Here is a 15,374-nt window from a genome sequence, read left to right as displayed (position 1 = left end):
TCTAGATGTCGTAGCGAGCATCCCCTCGGAGTGAGGTCACAACACCGACCCGTTCCGGAAACGCTGGCGGGCGCTGTTTCTGCTCGTCGTCGAACCAGCCACGCTCTTCGAGCTCGCTGCGCAGTCGCTCGACCGCAGCCGCTTGGTCGCCGTCGCCGACGACGATGACTTCCCACGGCTTGAGGTCGATTTTCCCGCCCTCTGTCCAGTAGTCGATATCGCCTTCGAGGATGACCTCGGTCCCGTCCTCGAGATCGGCGTCCATCTTCTGATAGCGGTTCGCCCAGAGCATACAGGGAAGCTCGGCGTCGCCGTCGGTCAGGGTGAAATAGAGGGCGGTACTGTTCTGGTGGAGATCCGTGACTTCGCCGATACAGCGGACGCCGTTGAGGGCAGACGTGTCCTCGACGACCGACGCAATCCGGTCGTTCAGCTGTGACACGCTGAGGACCTCTCCAGCCTCGGATTCGACCGCCTGCCGTTCAGTATCCGGTGCCTCCGCCATACACGTCTGGTAGTTTTTGAACAAGAACCTCAAAAAGCTACGTCCGAGTGACGGGTCTACTGTGATACCCCAGTCTACAGGTCGCGAGGCTGGACCGTCTTCCGGTCGTTGGCCTCAGCCCGCTCCGCGGCGTCGTTGAGCACTTCGGCGACCTCCTCATCGAGGGCGTCGTAGAAATCTGCCGAGACGTTGTGATCCGAGAGTGCGTCCTTCACGGCTGCTTTGACGATCAGGTCAGACATTCCATCGCGGACTTCTCCTGTCCACCATATAAAGGTTCGAAGTTTTCACGCGAGATTCCGGCCCAGTCATGCCGAAATCGCCTCGGGGTACCAGAGAGAACATATGCTACCCCTCAAAAACAGGAAACAGACAGATGCACGATCTGACTGGGTTCCAGCGGGACATCTTGTACGTAACCGCAGGGCTTGAGGAACCACACGGGCTCGCAATCAAGGACGAACTCGACGACTATTACGAGCAGGAGATCAATCACGGCCGCCTCTATCCGAATCTCGACGACCTCGTCGAGAAAGGACTGCTCGAGAAGGGTGAACTCGACAAGCGGACGAACGTCTATACGGTCACACAGCGCGGTCAGCGTGAAATAGAAGCACGACGTGAATGGGAAAACCAGTATCTGGAGAGCAAAGAATCGGTGCCTGCGTAGCACCCATCGGTCTGTCGATTGCGACAGTTACCTCAGCGGAATCCCTCTTGGGGTAGCCAGAAAGAACCTCAGTCAGCGGGCTGTGCCTCCGTAGCTGGTGTCCTACCTGGAAACTCGGGGATGGACAGGTCCACGCGGCGGGGGAGCTGTGCGTTGATCGCGACGATTACTGTACTCAACGACATCAGGAGCGCACCCGCTGTTGGCGATACCAGCGATAAAGCACAGGGCAAATTATAAATTTAGCCCAGTCTAATTCTTTTCCAATGCTGAGTGCGATCATGGAGGATTATCTCAAAGCGATCTATTACCTTCAGGAAGAGACGGACGACCGAGTGCGAACCTCGGTTCTCGCGGAGTATATGGACGTCGAACAACCCTCCGTCACCAGTATGGTGAAAAAATTGGCCGAGCGTGATTTGGTACATCATGAACCCTACAAGGGGGTTGAACTCACAGACACCGGCATTCCTATCGCCCTCGAAATCATTCGCCACCACCGGCTTTTAGAACGATACCTGACGGACCACCTCGAGTACGGTTGGGCTGAGGTGCACGACGAAGCAGATCGCCTCGAACACCACATCAGCAATCAGTTTGCCGACCGGATAGCAGAGCAGCTAGGGGATCCCGCAGTTGACCCACATGGCGATCCGATTCCCACCGCGGAGCTGGATATTTCAGCACCGAAATGCGGTGAAACACTCGCCGACCATCACGTGGGCGACAGCGTTCGAATCGAACGGGTGCCAGACGAAGACGCTGATCTACTCCGATATCTGTCCGATCACGGCATTCACCGGGGAACTGAAGTGGAAATCGTTGAGGTCACCTCATTTGGCATGGTGACACTCGATCCAGACGGTGCCGACGAACCAGTTGCACTTCCCGAGAAGATTGCCCGCTCTATCTCCGCTCAACCTCTGTCCGAGAATCCAAGCTAACCTGGTCGAAACCTCGTCTGCCAAGGTATTAGTTTAGACTCAATCAAAGTTTAGATGAGTCAAATATATACATTGGGTTGGTCAAGGGACTCCTATGGGCACGCAGAGGTTTGACCAGCGGAGGAGATCATGCCATCGATAGATTACAATAGCGCAGCAGACGTCACGAAACGGCTCGAGGAGCGACTGGTCGAATCACTCACTGGTGAAACGAGTGTCAGTCGCCGCACGGTCCTCGGCGGTCTCGGTGTTGCAGGCAGTGCAGCCGTCGGACTCGGGAGCTCTCGGGCAAGTGCCGCCTCCGATCACGACGATGAGGATGAACATGGTAACTTCGGTGCGGTGGGCGAATACGAGGATTTGGATTTCGATCCTCACGAGTTCCTCACCGCATTCAATACTGGAGACAGCGGGCAGGATAACGTCCCCCAGCAGGTCTACGAAGAGGATGGCCGGACCGTGCGGGAGTTCGAGTTCACCGCCGTCGACACCACGATAGCAATCGCGCCGGGCGTCGAGTTCCAGGCATGGGCGTACAACGGCCAGGTACCGGGGCCGACGATCCGCGCTGTCGAGGGCGATCTGATCCGCGTCAACTTCAAAAACCTCGGACGACATGCTCACACGATTCATCCACACCTGAAGAACCTCAATCCGCGGATGGATGGGATTCCACAGAACGGGCCAGGTGTGCTCGATACGGGCGAGTCATTCACCTACGAATGGATCGCACAGCCAGCCGGCACACACTTCTATCACTGTCACTCGCTCCCGCTGAAAGAACACATCCACCGCGGACTCTACGGCACGATCATCGTCGATCCTGACACCGAACGTGTCAGGGAGAATCCACGCGAGTACGTCAACTATCCGGGCCCGATTACCGACGATTTCCGAGAGCAGCTCGTCGAAGAGGCGAAGAGCCGGAACCACGAGTATGCCGAGAATGACGCCGTTAACGAGATGGTGATGGTGATGAACTCGTTCGACACCAACTTCGACGGCGCTAACGAGGTCTACGCGGCGAACACACGGGCGTTCGGATACGGAGTTGGTGACACTGACGGCGAGGGCAACTGGACGGCGGGCGAGACGAAACGCCCCATCCAGATCGATAAGAACCAACGCCAGCGCGTGTACCTCTCCAACGCGACGGAGTTCGACCTCATCAACTCGTTCCATACGCACTCGCAGTTCTTCGACTACTACGACCACGGGACGACGCTGACACCGACGAGCAAGAACGTCGACACGATCATGCAGTGTCAGGCGCAGCGCGGCATCATCGAGATCGACTACTCCGATCATGAACCGGGCCTGTACATGTTCCACGCCCATCAGTCGGAGTTCGCCGAACTGGGCTGGATGAGCTTCTTCGAGGTGGTCTAACATGGCGGACAAGACACGAGACACGACGACGGATGGTGGTGTAACGGCCGACGAAGAGCTCACACGACCGCTCGGGCTTCCGCGATGGGTCAGCGCCTTACTCCCGATCGTGTTGCTCGTGATCGTCCTGGGCGTGTTCGCGTTCACGTCACCGCTCGCTGGCGTCCAGAGCGGCGAACCGCTTCCCGACGTGACGGTCACGCACACGACGCTTCCGAGCGACGAAACGGTCGTCCTGCACGTGACGAATAACGGCCCCGAATCTGTGACGATATCACAGGTTCTCGTCGATGAGGCCTACTGGGATTTCCGGATCGAAGGTGCCGGTGGTGACCGTACGCTCGCCCCGATGGAGAGCGCACAGATCGTGATTCCATACCACTGGAATCCGGGGTGGGATCTCGAAGTCGCGCTCGTACTCTCTGACGGTGCGACGTTCCATAATACGATCCTCGCCCCGAGTCAGTCACCCGGATTCAGCCTCGGTCTGCTCGGAACGCTTGCAGTCATCGGGCTGTTCGTGGGCGTGATTCCGGTCGCGTTAGGGATGCTGTGGTTCCCCTACATCAAGACGATGAGCGATCGGTGGCTACACGCCGTGCTCTTGTTTGCGGCCGGCGTACTGGGCTTCTTGGCGTTCGACGCCGGGTTCGAAGCGTTCGAACTCGCCGAACGAGTTCCGGGCGCCTACGAGGGCAACCTCCTGGTCGTCTTTGGAATATTCGGTGCACTCCTGCTCGTCCAGGCGATCAGTGCGTGGCGCGAGGGCCGTGTCGCCGCTGGCGATAGTCGGGCGAGTAGCGGTCTCTGGATCGCGTATCTAGTCGCGGTCGGGATCGGCCTGCACAACCTTGCGGAGGGACTTGCTATCGGGAGCTCGTTCGCACTCGGGCGCGTGTCGCTCGGTGCATTCCTGGTGATCGGGTTCATGCTCCACAACGTGACGGAGGGTCCAGCCGTCGTCGCGCCGGTTGCCCGCGGAGAGCGGCCGTCGCTCGGACACTTCGCCGCGCTCGGCGTCATCGCCGGCGCACCCGTCATCCTCGGGGGCTGGATCGGTAGTCTCGCGTACTCGCCGACGCTCGGTGCCTTCTTCCTCGCGATCGGCGTTGGCGCGATCCTGCAGGTCGACTGGGAGATCGCGCGAATGGTTCGTGATGCTGGCGGTCGCGTGGCGAGTACGACGAACATACTCGCGTTTCTGCTCGGCCTCGCCATCATGTACGTGACTGACCTCTTCGTGGCGCTCTAATAGGTTCCGGGCGATTCTAATATAATGTCACTCGAGCTTTACAGTCGGCGAAAGCTGTTGCGACTCGGCACTGCGACCTTTGCGACTCTCAGCACTGCCGGGTGTCTAAACGGGCAGTCCTCGTCGGCCCAGACCGTCACGATGCCCGGCGACCTCAGATTTGAGCCGAAGACCGCGACCATCGAACCTGGTGAGACGGTTACGTGGACGAACGAGAGTGACATCGATCACACGGTTACGGCGTATGAAGACGAGATTCCAGACGAAGCGGCGTACTTCGCCAGCGGTGACTTCGAGTCAGAGGGTGCTGTAAGGAACCGGGTCACCGAGGGACTCATCGCTCCGGGCGAGAACTACGAGCATACGTTCGAGGAACCAGGTACGTACGGGTACTTTTGTATCCCACACGAGAGTTCTGAAATGGTCGGGACAGTGAGAGTAAGGTAGCGAACAACCGACTTTCTATTCTCCAAGCCACCGTCGTCCCTGATTGAGGGTCTCACTCATGCTATACTTATATTCTGTGACGACATACAAATGGCATGTTCATCGGACATTTTCTGGCTGCGTTCGCCATAGCAGCGAGTGTCGCTGCCTGGCGGGGGTGGCCAGAGGAGCGTGCGCTTGTGGTCGGAGTAGTGGCTGGCTCGTTTGCGACGCTCCCAGATGTCGATATGCTGTACGCCGTAGTTGGACTTATCGGCAGTCTGGAGGGCGCATTCGTAACCTCTGACGCATTCTGGGATGTTGCAAACGAGATCCACCGTGGGGCCACCCACTCGCTGGTCGTCGGCGTCTTCGCAGCTATCGGGTTTGCCGCTTGGCGTGCTCGTGATAGTTACGGCCCTCAAGCCGGCACACTCAGTGGGCTCATCCTCGGCGGCCTGATCCTCATCGTAACAGTCATTGACGGAATCGCACCGGGCGCTGTGGTCGCTGCGTTCGTCCTTGTTGGAGTTGGACTGGTTACGTCTGCGGAGCGAGTCGGTGTGGGTCCGAGAGCCGTTCTCGGCGCTGGAGTCCTCGGGCTCGTATCTCACCCGTTCGGCGACGTATTAGCTGGTCCGTCGCCGGCACTATTCTATCCCCTCCCGATCGAAGCCGGTCTATTGAACGGCCAGATGCTTCTCAGCTCCGATCCGACGCTACATCTTCTCGGCGCCTTCTTTATTGAGCTCACGATTATTTGGGCGGGGTTCCTCGTCGTCGCACGGCTGCGAGGATGGCGTCTTAAGCGGCATCTCAACCGCCGTGCAGCGCTGGGGATTGCTTACGGCGGCGCGGTCTTCGCGATACCCGCACCGACTGTTGAGACCGCGTCACCGTTCGTATTCAGCGTTCTTTTGATTGGTTTTATTGGAATTCCGAATCGTTCGGGTTGGCAAGAGGATAGATCGATTCAGTTGATTAATACCGTTACAACTGCGCTGGCTGCCGTTACCCTCGCGGCCGCCGCATACACCGTGTCGTATCTGGTACTCCCAGCGTAGCCACCCGACCTCTCTTACAGTGGTAATCAAAAAATAAAACACGAATTCAGACTGACTCAGCAACTTCACCGCAACGACTTTACTTTTGAGTCCCTAACCTCATTTATGACTGACGAGAGGGTTATTCCTCGCAGAGACTTCCTCAGATCGGCTGTCGCAATCGGCGGGACAACAGCATTTAGTGCCTGTATAGGCCGTGAAGAGATTGATGCTCCGACGGGACCGGATGATCTCTCGTCGTATCCACAACGGCAGCATGCTTGGAATGAGGTCCTCGCACGGGACGACCATGGGAACGTCGTCGCTCCGAGCCATCGTGTGCTCCTCTATCTGAATTACCGACGAGTCGGACAGCCGACCGACGACGACCGCGACCAAGTTGACACAGCTCTCCGTGGCATTGAATACGCCTACGAGCGAAGCGGGGATGGCATACTGCTCACGGTGAGTTATTCCCCGGCATACTTCGACCGATTCGATGAATCCCTTCCCGAAGGCGTCGACCTCCCCGATCCGGAAGCACTTGCGCCGTTTGAGGATCCTGAGTTCGACACGCCCGATGCAGTCGTCCATCTCGCGAGCAACACGGCACAGGTGGTACTAGGTGCCGAAGAAGCCCTCAAAGGGAACAAATCGACGCTCAACGGTGTTGATCAGCCTGACGCTGCACTGACGGATGTTTTCTCAATCGCCGACCGGCGGACGGGCTTCATTGGGGACGGGTTGCCGGCGAAGAATGCAGGTGACGCTGAGGGTGTTCCAGCCGACAAAGTCCCGGATGACGCCCCCCTCTTCATGGGATTCAAATCGGGGTTCAGAAAGAACCAAGCTAGTGAAGATCGCGTGACGATCCAGTCAGGGCCGTTCGCCGATGGCACGACTCAGCACATCTCCAAGCTCCAACTCAACCTCAACCAGTGGTACAATCAGGACGATCGCTGGCAGCGTGAGGCGAAGATGTTCTGTCCATACCACGCCGAGAACGACATCATCGAAGGTACCGGAGACAACCTCGGGGACAGCAGCGGAGTCGTCGACTGTGAACCGACCGATGAAACCGCCCGCGAGATGGGTGTGGTGGGTCACGCACAGAAGAACGCCCGTGTTCGCGACGATGATGACTCACCGCTGCTGCTTCGACGTGACTTTGATTCGACTGACGGAGGACAAGCGGGCGTGCATTTCCTCTCACTCCAGCGACGGATCACCGACTTCGTCGACACGAGGGACGCGATGAATGGCATTGACGTCACCGAGCAGTCGGCCGTCGGCCAGCGGAACAACAACGGCATTCTGCAGTACATCCGTACTGAGCGTCGCGGTAATTTCTTCGTCCCGCCGCGGTCGTTGCGCGCGCTGCCGCCTGCACAGCCGGCTGGGACGCACAAGAGGTGACGCATGTGTCGTCGTAACGTGCTTCGAGTGGTCGGGGGTGGTTCACTTCCACAGACGGCACGCCATGAAGGATACGAGACAGCATCGTTGATACGCCAACGTGCAGGCGATGTTGTAGTTCCAAAGGTTTCTTTAGAATTCCAATCGAAGCCGAATCCCATGGAAGAGAAGCACCTCCTGCTGGCGGCGCTACTCGGCATTGTCTCACTCCTGGTACTTACCGGATTCGTCGTCCGCTTGGCGTAAGGGTTCACCCGGAAGTAGAGGCTGTCAGTGATAGATATCCCCGGTTGACGACAACAGAGTCGAATCAATATGAACCAACCAAACATAGCATCTCAGATGAAACGATGAATCGACGAACGTTTCTCAGACAGGGGGCCGCCCTCTCAGGCGGCCTGCTGCTGTCTGGTTGCCTGGGGCGGCTCGGATTCGAGACGCAGTCTGCATGGCGTGATCCACCGCTCGTGGAGGATCGGCCTGCCGCCGTTTACTATCCCGCTATCATCGAAGGGATGGGAATGTATGGGACGAAGACAGCCGGCGACATCGGATTTGCGCTGATGCACTCGTTCCCACACCGCTTCTGGAACCTCACCGGCTCACGCAAAACGAAAGTTGTCGTCCAATCCGACGATTCGGTGCATCTGATGGCGAGTGTCTGGGACACCGAGACGGAGACGATTCTCCCGGTTGACGTCTCTGTCGAAATCAGTAACAGCGACGGTCAGGTGTCCTCTACTAACCTCTGGCCGATGATTTCGCCGAATATGGGATTCCATTACGGTGACAATATCGCTCTTCCGGGAGAAGGCCAGTACGATGTGACGCTCCAGGTCGGTCCGCTACAGACAGCACGTACTGACCCGCTCGAAGGCCGATTTACCCGAGGGCAGTCAGCCACGATGCAGTTCACGTTCGATACGGATGAGACGTACAATTTGGAGATTCGTCGATTAGGCGAAAAAGCGGGCACCCGTGGGACAGTCGATCTGATGGATATGGAAATGATCCCTGAACCGGTCGTGCCGACAAAATCCGAGCTTCCCGGTCGACTACTCCACGAAGGGCAATCCGGTGACGCAACGATGCTGGTTGCTCTCGTTGACGGTGACCATCGGTTTAGTGATACTGAAGGACCATTCCTAATCGTTTCTCCTCGAACACCCTACAATCGCGTGATGCTCCCGAGGATGGCTCTTTCAGCAACACTCGAGCGAGGCGGGGACACAATCACACAAGGGACACTCCAAGCGTCCCTCGATCCCAACCTCGGGAGTTTCTATGGGATGGGTCTTGATGAACTCAAGACGGGCGATACGGTCAGAATCACCGTAGAGACACCACCCCAACTGGCGCGGCACGATGGCTACGAAACCGCGTTTCTCGACATGGAGCCGATTGAGTTCGCTGTTGAGTGATCCCTCTCTGGTTGAGCTCTGACCTTAGTGTGCGATCCGTTGTTCTCTCGAAACCACCAGAATCAGGGTAGATATGGGGGCGTCGCTCCTGGAAGTGAGAGAATCCAGAGGCTAATAACGGTGTACCCGATCATCACACCGATGAACGGGTACTGGCTCCGGATTGCGACGAGACGACTCGAGAAGAGTTCGTAGGCGGTCGCGTGCGCTGCCCAGATAGCGAGGAGATGCCCGATGAGCACGTAGGCGATACTCAAGCCCTCGAACCATCCAGGTGGAGACAATGTCAGGGGATTCGCCGGGGGCGATAGTGGGGAGACAATTGCCATGCCTAGAGCCGGACTGAGGGATACAGCCAGTCCGGTGTAGTGAGCGAGGTGATATCCCGCTGCGATGGCCAATAGCGAGGGTGCAAACCGAAAGGCGATACGTTTCGCTGTGATGTATGTCCCGGTCCGTCGCCGAGAGAGCACGCCCGCATACCAATACGCGGCGAAGAAAACGACGTAGCCACTGACGAAAAGGAGCGTGTAGATGAGGATCGCACGGATTTGTACGGCACCCACTCCAATATTGGAGAGGCTGACGAGTGCCTCGATAGTTGCTGCGCCCGTCTGCGTCGTGATGAAGCCGCTGTACGTGAGCTCCCAGATCAGCGCAATAACGAACGCGACATCGGATGTGCCCGTGATTAAGTCTGAGTCAGTCAGGTCGCTACCGGGCAGTTTTACAGTGAGCTTCCCGTCTCGCCGTTTTACGGGAGCGACAGCCCCGAAGAATCGGAACAGGACAGATATGGGATCCGCGTTCTCGAACCACGCGTCAGGGCCGAAGAGTACTGCGCCTGCGATTGTGACGGCACTGTAGCCGAGGATCACAATCGAAAGAGTCGACGGAATCGTGCTGACGGGGAAAATCACCTCAATCCACACGAGTAGTAGTAGCCCACCGACAGCTGGCCACCGGGCTAGTTCTTTAGGATACGTTCGATGTCCAGCTGGGAGAAGCGAGACGATCCCTCGCCAGGGGTTCAGTGCTGGCCAAACGTTCCCTCCGAGATACGTAAGCATCGGCAAGCCCGCTCGAACGACGACAAAGGTGACGAGAATGGTGAAGCTGGCCGTTGGGAGCTGCGGTCCGGTCAGTCCGAGATACACTGCCAGTCCAAGGACGAAAATCCCAAGACTACGTCCGATCCATCGAATCGGTGTCCACCAGTCGTCGATCGTCGGGCCGGGGAGTGACCAGTTGTGGAGATAGCGGATAAAGGCTCGATCAGTGACGAAGCTCGCAAGTAGGGCAGAGGCGCCGATCGTGGCGCCGCCAGTGGCAAGATACAGCCATCGGGGAACGGCAAGGGTATCCCGAGGCTGCTTCGAGAGCGTCATTCCGTTCCCAGCAACGACTGTTTCAGCGAACAGCGTCAGTATCGTGACCCAGATTACAAACTGAATGAATCGCCTGAGCTTTGTGTTCGATACGATCCAATTGCGAAGCCTCGATCTTGGAGATGGCTCTGTGCATCTCTCATTACATCTGGACTTCGTGTCTGAATCAGGCGAAGATGGCATACATGAAGAGAAGACCGAAGTACAGGAGCACAAGCCCCCCTAGTGCCTTCAGACGCAATGTGCGTAACTCGTCTTCTTCGTCGGCTTGGGCAGAGAAGAATGCCTTCTCTTCGCTATCATTCAACTGCTGGGGATGTTCTATGCCTTTGTGGAGGACGAGACGATCTGTTGTCGGGAACGGATGCCTACAGTAATCACAACGAACTGTGGGTGACTCGCTCTGTGAAATGATAGTTCCTTCGTATGACATATTCTCGTGAGGTGTTGCTCGTACGTAGGTTATTCAGCGTTGAAACCGTTCTGGTTTAGTGGTCGAAGAGCCACCTCCGGATCAAAAGAAGCCTCACGATACCTTTATTGTAATAACTACTCGCCAGAATTCTGGTAGAGCATATTAAGAATGAGGGCATAGATAACAGCTGACTTATTATGCATCAAACCCCAATATGGGCTGTGACCGATTCATCGGACTCGGACTCGACCTTCACAGGAGCGAGTCCATGGCCCCCCCTCGTCGCTATTGGATTTGTACTTTCAGAAATCGGTGTACTTCTCGGACTTCGTCCCGTGTCAGTTGCTGGACTACTGTTGTTCGTGGTGTCTGTTGCCGGCATTCTCACAGAAGCAGGGTATATCACGGACCCTGCGAAAGGCACAGGTGTTCAAGGATTGGCCCTCATCAGCATTGGCACCCTGTTGATCACAGGGAACCAGATTGGGACGGCAATCCGTGGTCAATCAATTGTAATCGCTGGCATCATCTGCCTTGTTGGTGCACTTCTCTGGGCAGGTTTCGTTCGGAAGAAATCCCGCTCTAAGGTGTCGGCGTCCCAGACATCGAAAACAACATCTGACTGAACCCCGGTGACACACTAGAAATGAAAATCCGATACAACAAACTGGTAATCGCATCCATCGGCGAGGCGATCGTCGCCGAAGCCGGCAATGCATCAGTCGCCGAGTGAGATATCGATGCGTACGAAAGCGTCATGGAAAACGTGATGCAGTTCCCCCGGACCAAGTCCTCCCCATTGTCACCGACACCGGAGAGTTTGAATACATGAGTTCACAACCAACACTGAATGAAGAGTCGAGCGACGCCGGGAGCAACGGGCAAAAATACCCGTTCGGACTCTCCTCGCGATTGCTGTTCGTAGTCGTTGTAGTGGTCGGTATTATCGGCCCTGGGCTGGCAGTCTATGCCCTCGATAACGCTGGTCTTAGGCTTCTCTCGGATATCGTCTGGTTGACTGGATACGGTACGACGATCTTTGTCGTCTGGTATATCTGGCTGCGACCACTCGATTTTACCGGGTCGAGCGGGATAGACGTTTCCGAGATCCGGGAGAAGCCGGCGGATGATGAACGAACTGGCGAACAGGCGGACGAATCACCGAGCAAGGATAGAGCGAGTCTGAACGATACCGAGGAATCAAATCCAAGAGACGACCAGCCGACAGACGAAACTAGGGATCGATAACTTCGGTGGGTAATTGATGGCTCATACACACGACGAAGACGCGACTCATTCGGATAGTGAACGAGTCACGACCAGTAGAAGTTCCCGGCGGTTAGCGTTCGTTGCAGTCATCAACCTAGTCGGGTTCGTCGTCGAACTCGCCGGCGGACTCTTGTTCGGTTCGGTCGCCCTCATCAGCGACGCGATCCACATGTTGTTCGACATGCTCGCGTATGCGATGGCGTTCGCTGCGAGCTACACCGCAGAACGATTCGACGGCGGCGAGGATTGGTCCTATGGATTACATCGGCTGGAACCGGTTGCTGCCTTTCTGAACGGCGTATTACTGTTACCGATGGTCGGCTACATTCTCTGGGAGTCCTACCAGCGGTTTCTCGAACCGGTGGCGATCAATCCAGAGTTGACGTTGATCATCGCGACCGGTGGCCTGCTGGTGAACGTCGGCTCCGTGTACGTGTTGCAGGGAGATGAGATGAGCCTCAATGAACGAGGGGCCTTCTACCATTTACTCGGTGACGCAGGTGGCTCGGTCGCGGTGATCGTTTCGACGGTCGCCGTTGCGGTCTTCGATCTGCCCGTGGCTGACCCAGCTGCGGCCGTGCTTATCGGAATATTGGTGCTCGCGTCGGCCGGAAACGTTCTCCGGGAAAGTACATCGATCCTGCTGGAACGGAGTCCTGTATCGCCGGAGGAACTCCGAGCCGAATTGACTACACTCGACGGCGTCGATCAGATCGAGGATTTACACGTCTGGCAAGTCTGTAGTCAGCTAATCGTTGCGACCGTTCAACTAACGGATACCGGGACCACACTCGAGGAACAACGGGCTATCCGGTCCCGGGTTCACGACCATCTCGCAGATCAAGGGATCGACCACGCGACCGTCGAACTCGTCGGCCATGGCGATCCTAACGGTACTACGAAGCACGCCCACTAATTTGGAGAGGAAGGCTCCAGTCAAAGTGCGACAGACATGTTACTCGACCATTTAGTGGGCACTAAATTCGCCGTCTTTCACTACCATTCCAGCGAGTGTGAACAATAGTAGAAGCAATATAACAACCGAGGATAAAATCACAATACCTGCCAGAGGCGATTCTTCTGGAACTGGATTCAGCATATACGTCCCCATTACCAATACGACCAAGAAAAGCATGATTCCCATCAGCGAGTTTCCCACTCTCGTATTCATATTATCAGGTGGCATCTCGACCAATATAGTATACTCGGAATGGTCTCAGGGGTGGCTCTCAACATACACCAATTCGGCTCTGCTGAAATGTTCTAGGATACTGTTGGAACAAAGATTCGATTTTCATGGCCGTATTTAATCCCTTTAACGCTAGCATCCGAGAGAGGCGCTCTACTACCGGTCATTGACCACCACAGTGCAAAAAACGGCCCACTAAACAAAATCGTAAGATGGCAAGAGGATTCAAACAGAGCCGTGACAAACGGATCGCTACGTACGCCACCTCACTTACCAAACTTTTCGGCCATTTATATTGTGGAAAGAGCTTCTCCTGAGAATAGTTCTAAGACACCCCCCGCTCGAACATCAATCGACGAGGCGCCGCGCACATCCGAAGATCGTCGGTTAAAACAGGTTTGCTATCGAGGAACGAAGGTGTCCAAGCACCCCTTTTGAATGGGGAGAGATGGTCTTTCGTTCAGAGTGGTTGTGCCCAGCCGAGGACTGGTTCCCCTCTTCGTCTTCTCTTTCGTGGGCTCCGCAATAGATGCACATTGAGAAAATCACGCAGTACAGTTGCATAAAACCACTCGACGGTAGTCTCCACAGTAGTTGAGCCGTTTGCTGAGAGATCCGAACGTTGGGGTCTACAGTATATCCCCCGAGTTTTACACCGGACTGGCTCGACTCTGGACAGCAATCAGCGGCGAGATATGAGCGCGGATTTCCGGATCGTTTTTGTTGTCACGAAGACTGCCACCCTTTTTGGGGAAAATCAAATACTTCGCGACAAATTCGCACAGCCCTTAGAACATCTCTCGCTCGGCTTCGGGTGTCAAACAGAATCTCAATGGTGAAAACACAACATTAAGCAACTTTCGCCCGATTGCGGCGCCCTCAAGTCGGCGTTCAGTTTCTGTCGAAATGGTACGTGATGTCAAGTATGCTGTGTACAAATATTGGTGATCTATCGAGGATCTCCGGTTATAACTCCAGCGGGCCGAGTGAACGCTGTGCGTTAGCGACCTGCATTACGTTGTCGGGTACGGCGTCCTGACCGCTCTTCGGAACGACGATGGGATCCACCGGAACGAGCCCTTTGTTTCGGAGAACTTTCCGACCTGGCTCAGTTGCGAAGTACTCAACCCACTGGGCGCCGCGCCCCGGTGCCTCGGCGTTGCTTGGCACAGTCAGGCCGTACGCGATGGGTGCGCCGGTGAACGTCCCGCTATTGGTCTCGACTTTGGCCTTTGCGTAGTGGTCCGAGTATGCGCTTGTTGCTTTCGAGAGGTCAACCTCGGTCTGGAGATCGATGTATGGGAGTCCTGAACTCCCCGAGATTGACTGGTAGTTGATGATATAGTCGAGTTCGCCAGACTCAAGTTGGGTTTGAATATTGGTTTCTGTCCCCGTAGGAATCGTCGAGTTCTCGCGAAGATTCTCGTAGGTGGACTGGTCGTAGAGCCGATCACCGTGGAGTTCCTTCGCTCCGAGTTGCTGTGTCATCACCGCCCGATACCCGATAGGATCGACCGCCGGGTCGGAGTGGCCGATGGTGATGCCGTCGCGCGTGAGTACCTCCCACCAGTTGTCCTTGGAGATATCCTCTGCGCCTGGAGAGTCCTCTCGGTACTGGATCGACATCGAGTTCGTCGCGAAGATGGCGTACCACTTACTGAACTCAGGGAGTATACGGTCCCGGATGTACTGGAAGTCGGAGGCACCCAGCACGTCGGACTTACGACCCTGCTGGGTGATTCTCTGGATTGAGGCGATTGGTCCACTCACCTCTCGGGTGGCGTCTACGTTATACTTGTTCTCGAATTTCGGTTCTGCGGCGCTGAACGATGGTGCGAGCAACCCTGTATGGAAAATTGTCATTGAGTCGGCATTTAGGGTCGCCGTCGGCGTCCCATTGGCGCCACTATGCCGGGTTTGACTGTCGATCGACGTACTACTATCCCCAGCGCCAGAACCACTACCGTTACAGCCGGCTAGACCGAGAGTCGCTGCTGTTGCACTACTCGTGAGGAACGCGCGCCGCGTATGATATTCAGTCATTGGT

At 56.3% G+C, this 15,374-nt stretch carries 16 protein-coding genes; 11 read left to right on the top strand and 5 right to left on the bottom strand.

What is annotated here, in order from left to right; all coding sequences use genetic code 11:
• Nucleotide 1: 1 nt before the first annotated feature.
• Together GRX01_RS19255 and GRX01_RS17405 are read right to left on the bottom strand one after the other, a co-directional pair.
• On the bottom strand, nucleotides 2–505 hold the full coding sequence (locus GRX01_RS19255) for an exodeoxyribonuclease VII large subunit (protein ID WP_233741104.1): 504 nt from the start codon (nucleotides 503–505) through the stop codon (nucleotides 2–4).
• 74 nt (nucleotides 506–579) lie between these two features.
• A complete protein-coding gene (locus GRX01_RS17405; protein ID WP_159670729.1) occupies nucleotides 580–747 on the bottom strand; it encodes a DUF1931 domain-containing protein in 168 nt (55 codons plus the stop codon).
• A 134-nt stretch (nucleotides 748–881) separates the two neighbouring features.
• Here GRX01_RS17405 and GRX01_RS17400 point away from each other — a divergent pair, with 134 nt between their 5' ends.
• The 8 genes from GRX01_RS17400 (at nucleotide 882) to GRX01_RS17360 (ending at nucleotide 9,066) form a co-directional block, all read left to right on the top strand.
• Nucleotides 882–1,175, top strand: a complete 294-nt coding sequence (locus tag GRX01_RS17400) for a PadR family transcriptional regulator (protein ID WP_159670727.1) — start codon at nucleotides 882–884, stop codon at nucleotides 1,173–1,175.
• Nucleotides 1,176–1,441: 266 nt separating this feature from the next.
• Entirely contained in the window at nucleotides 1,442–2,119 is a 678-nt protein-coding gene (locus GRX01_RS17390; protein ID WP_159670722.1) for a metal-dependent transcriptional regulator, read from the top strand.
• A 129-nt stretch (nucleotides 2,120–2,248) separates the two neighbouring features.
• Nucleotides 2,249–3,508 carry a multicopper oxidase domain-containing protein gene (locus GRX01_RS17385; RefSeq protein ID WP_159670720.1) on the top strand — a complete coding sequence of 420 codons (1,260 nt, stop codon included), beginning with the start codon at nucleotides 2,249–2,251 and terminating at the stop codon, nucleotides 3,506–3,508.
• 1 nt (nucleotide 3,509) lies between these two features.
• Nucleotides 3,510–4,760, top strand: coding sequence for a ZIP family metal transporter (locus tag GRX01_RS17380; RefSeq protein ID WP_159670717.1), 1,251 nt, complete (start codon nucleotides 3,510–3,512; stop codon nucleotides 4,758–4,760).
• A 24-nt stretch (nucleotides 4,761–4,784) separates the two neighbouring features.
• Nucleotides 4,785–5,207 carry a cupredoxin domain-containing protein gene (locus tag GRX01_RS17375; RefSeq protein WP_159670715.1) on the top strand — a complete coding sequence of 141 codons (423 nt, stop codon included), beginning with the start codon at nucleotides 4,785–4,787 and terminating at the stop codon, nucleotides 5,205–5,207.
• Between the two features lie 95 nt (nucleotides 5,208–5,302).
• Nucleotides 5,303–6,250, top strand: coding sequence for a metal-dependent hydrolase (locus GRX01_RS17370; protein WP_159670712.1), 948 nt, complete (start codon nucleotides 5,303–5,305; stop codon nucleotides 6,248–6,250).
• A gap of 105 nt (nucleotides 6,251–6,355) precedes the next feature.
• A complete protein-coding gene (locus GRX01_RS17365; RefSeq protein WP_159670709.1) occupies nucleotides 6,356–7,645 on the top strand; it encodes a DUF7405 family protein in 1,290 nt (429 codons plus the stop codon).
• Nucleotides 7,646–7,995: 350 nt separating this feature from the next.
• The gene (locus GRX01_RS17360) at nucleotides 7,996–9,066 is read left to right on the top strand and encodes an iron transporter (protein WP_159670706.1); all 1,071 of its coding nucleotides are present in this window, start codon (nucleotides 7,996–7,998) and stop codon (nucleotides 9,064–9,066) included.
• Between the two features lie 62 nt (nucleotides 9,067–9,128).
• On the opposite strand, the gene GRX01_RS17355 is transcribed toward GRX01_RS17360, so the two are convergent.
• Nucleotides 9,129–10,637: a hypothetical protein gene (locus GRX01_RS17355; RefSeq protein ID WP_159670703.1), complete on the bottom strand. Its 1,509-nt coding sequence runs from the start codon at nucleotides 10,635–10,637 to the stop codon at nucleotides 9,129–9,131.
• Entirely contained in the window at nucleotides 10,621–10,887 is a 267-nt protein-coding gene (locus GRX01_RS17350; RefSeq protein WP_159670700.1) for a DNA-binding protein, read from the bottom strand. Before GRX01_RS17350 ends, GRX01_RS17355 begins: the two co-directional genes overlap by 17 nt.
• A 179-nt stretch (nucleotides 10,888–11,066) precedes the next feature.
• Between GRX01_RS17350 and GRX01_RS19730 the strand changes: the two genes are divergently transcribed.
• From GRX01_RS19730 to GRX01_RS17340, 3 genes are all read left to right on the top strand, one after another.
• On the top strand, nucleotides 11,067–11,495 hold the full coding sequence (locus GRX01_RS19730; RefSeq protein WP_449271457.1) for a DUF7541 family protein: 429 nt from the start codon (nucleotides 11,067–11,069) through the stop codon (nucleotides 11,493–11,495).
• Between the two features lie 202 nt (nucleotides 11,496–11,697).
• Nucleotides 11,698–12,117: a hypothetical protein gene (locus GRX01_RS17345; protein WP_159670697.1), complete on the top strand. Its 420-nt coding sequence runs from the start codon at nucleotides 11,698–11,700 to the stop codon at nucleotides 12,115–12,117.
• Between the two features lie 16 nt (nucleotides 12,118–12,133).
• Nucleotides 12,134–13,054, top strand: a complete 921-nt coding sequence (locus GRX01_RS17340; protein WP_159670694.1) for a cation diffusion facilitator family transporter — start codon at nucleotides 12,134–12,136, stop codon at nucleotides 13,052–13,054.
• Nucleotides 13,055–14,293: 1,239 nt separating this feature from the next.
• Here GRX01_RS17340 and GRX01_RS17335 read toward each other — a convergent pair.
• On the bottom strand, nucleotides 14,294–15,190 hold the full coding sequence (locus GRX01_RS17335) for an extracellular solute-binding protein (protein ID WP_233741100.1): 897 nt from the start codon (nucleotides 15,188–15,190) through the stop codon (nucleotides 14,294–14,296).
• Nucleotides 15,191–15,374 lie beyond the last annotated feature (184 nt).

Source organism: Halobaculum saliterrae, assembly GCF_009831625.1.
GTDB classification, from domain to species: Archaea; Halobacteriota; Halobacteria; order Halobacteriales; family Haloferacaceae; genus Halobaculum; species Halobaculum saliterrae.
This window is presented reverse-complemented; position numbering and strand designations above follow the sequence as displayed.

Coding starts and splice junctions, on each gene's coding strand:
- GRX01_RS19255 (WP_233741104.1), bottom strand. CDS start 505: ATGGCGGAGGCACCGGATACTGAACGGCAGGCGGTCGAATCCGAGGCT.
- GRX01_RS17405 (WP_159670729.1), bottom strand. CDS start 747: ATGTCTGACCTGATCGTCAAAGCAGCCGTGAAGGACGCACTCTCGGAT.
- GRX01_RS17400 (WP_159670727.1), top strand. CDS start 882: ATGCACGATCTGACTGGGTTCCAGCGGGACATCTTGTACGTAACCGCA.
- GRX01_RS17390 (WP_159670722.1), top strand. CDS start 1,442: ATGCTGAGTGCGATCATGGAGGATTATCTCAAAGCGATCTATTACCTT.
- GRX01_RS17385 (WP_159670720.1), top strand. CDS start 2,249: ATGCCATCGATAGATTACAATAGCGCAGCAGACGTCACGAAACGGCTC.
- GRX01_RS17380 (WP_159670717.1), top strand. CDS start 3,510: ATGGCGGACAAGACACGAGACACGACGACGGATGGTGGTGTAACGGCC.
- GRX01_RS17375 (WP_159670715.1), top strand. CDS start 4,785: ATGTCACTCGAGCTTTACAGTCGGCGAAAGCTGTTGCGACTCGGCACT.
- GRX01_RS17370 (WP_159670712.1), top strand. CDS start 5,303: ATGTTCATCGGACATTTTCTGGCTGCGTTCGCCATAGCAGCGAGTGTC.
- GRX01_RS17365 (WP_159670709.1), top strand. CDS start 6,356: ATGACTGACGAGAGGGTTATTCCTCGCAGAGACTTCCTCAGATCGGCT.
- GRX01_RS17360 (WP_159670706.1), top strand. CDS start 7,996: ATGAATCGACGAACGTTTCTCAGACAGGGGGCCGCCCTCTCAGGCGGC.
- GRX01_RS17355 (WP_159670703.1), bottom strand. CDS start 10,637: ATGCCATCTTCGCCTGATTCAGACACGAAGTCCAGATGTAATGAGAGA.
- GRX01_RS17350 (WP_159670700.1), bottom strand. CDS start 10,887: ATGTCATACGAAGGAACTATCATTTCACAGAGCGAGTCACCCACAGTT.
- GRX01_RS19730 (WP_449271457.1), top strand. CDS start 11,067: ATGCATCAAACCCCAATATGGGCTGTGACCGATTCATCGGACTCGGAC.
- GRX01_RS17345 (WP_159670697.1), top strand. CDS start 11,698: ATGAGTTCACAACCAACACTGAATGAAGAGTCGAGCGACGCCGGGAGC.
- GRX01_RS17340 (WP_159670694.1), top strand. CDS start 12,134: ATGGCTCATACACACGACGAAGACGCGACTCATTCGGATAGTGAACGA.
- GRX01_RS17335 (WP_233741100.1), bottom strand. CDS start 15,190: ATGACAATTTTCCATACAGGGTTGCTCGCACCATCGTTCAGCGCCGCA.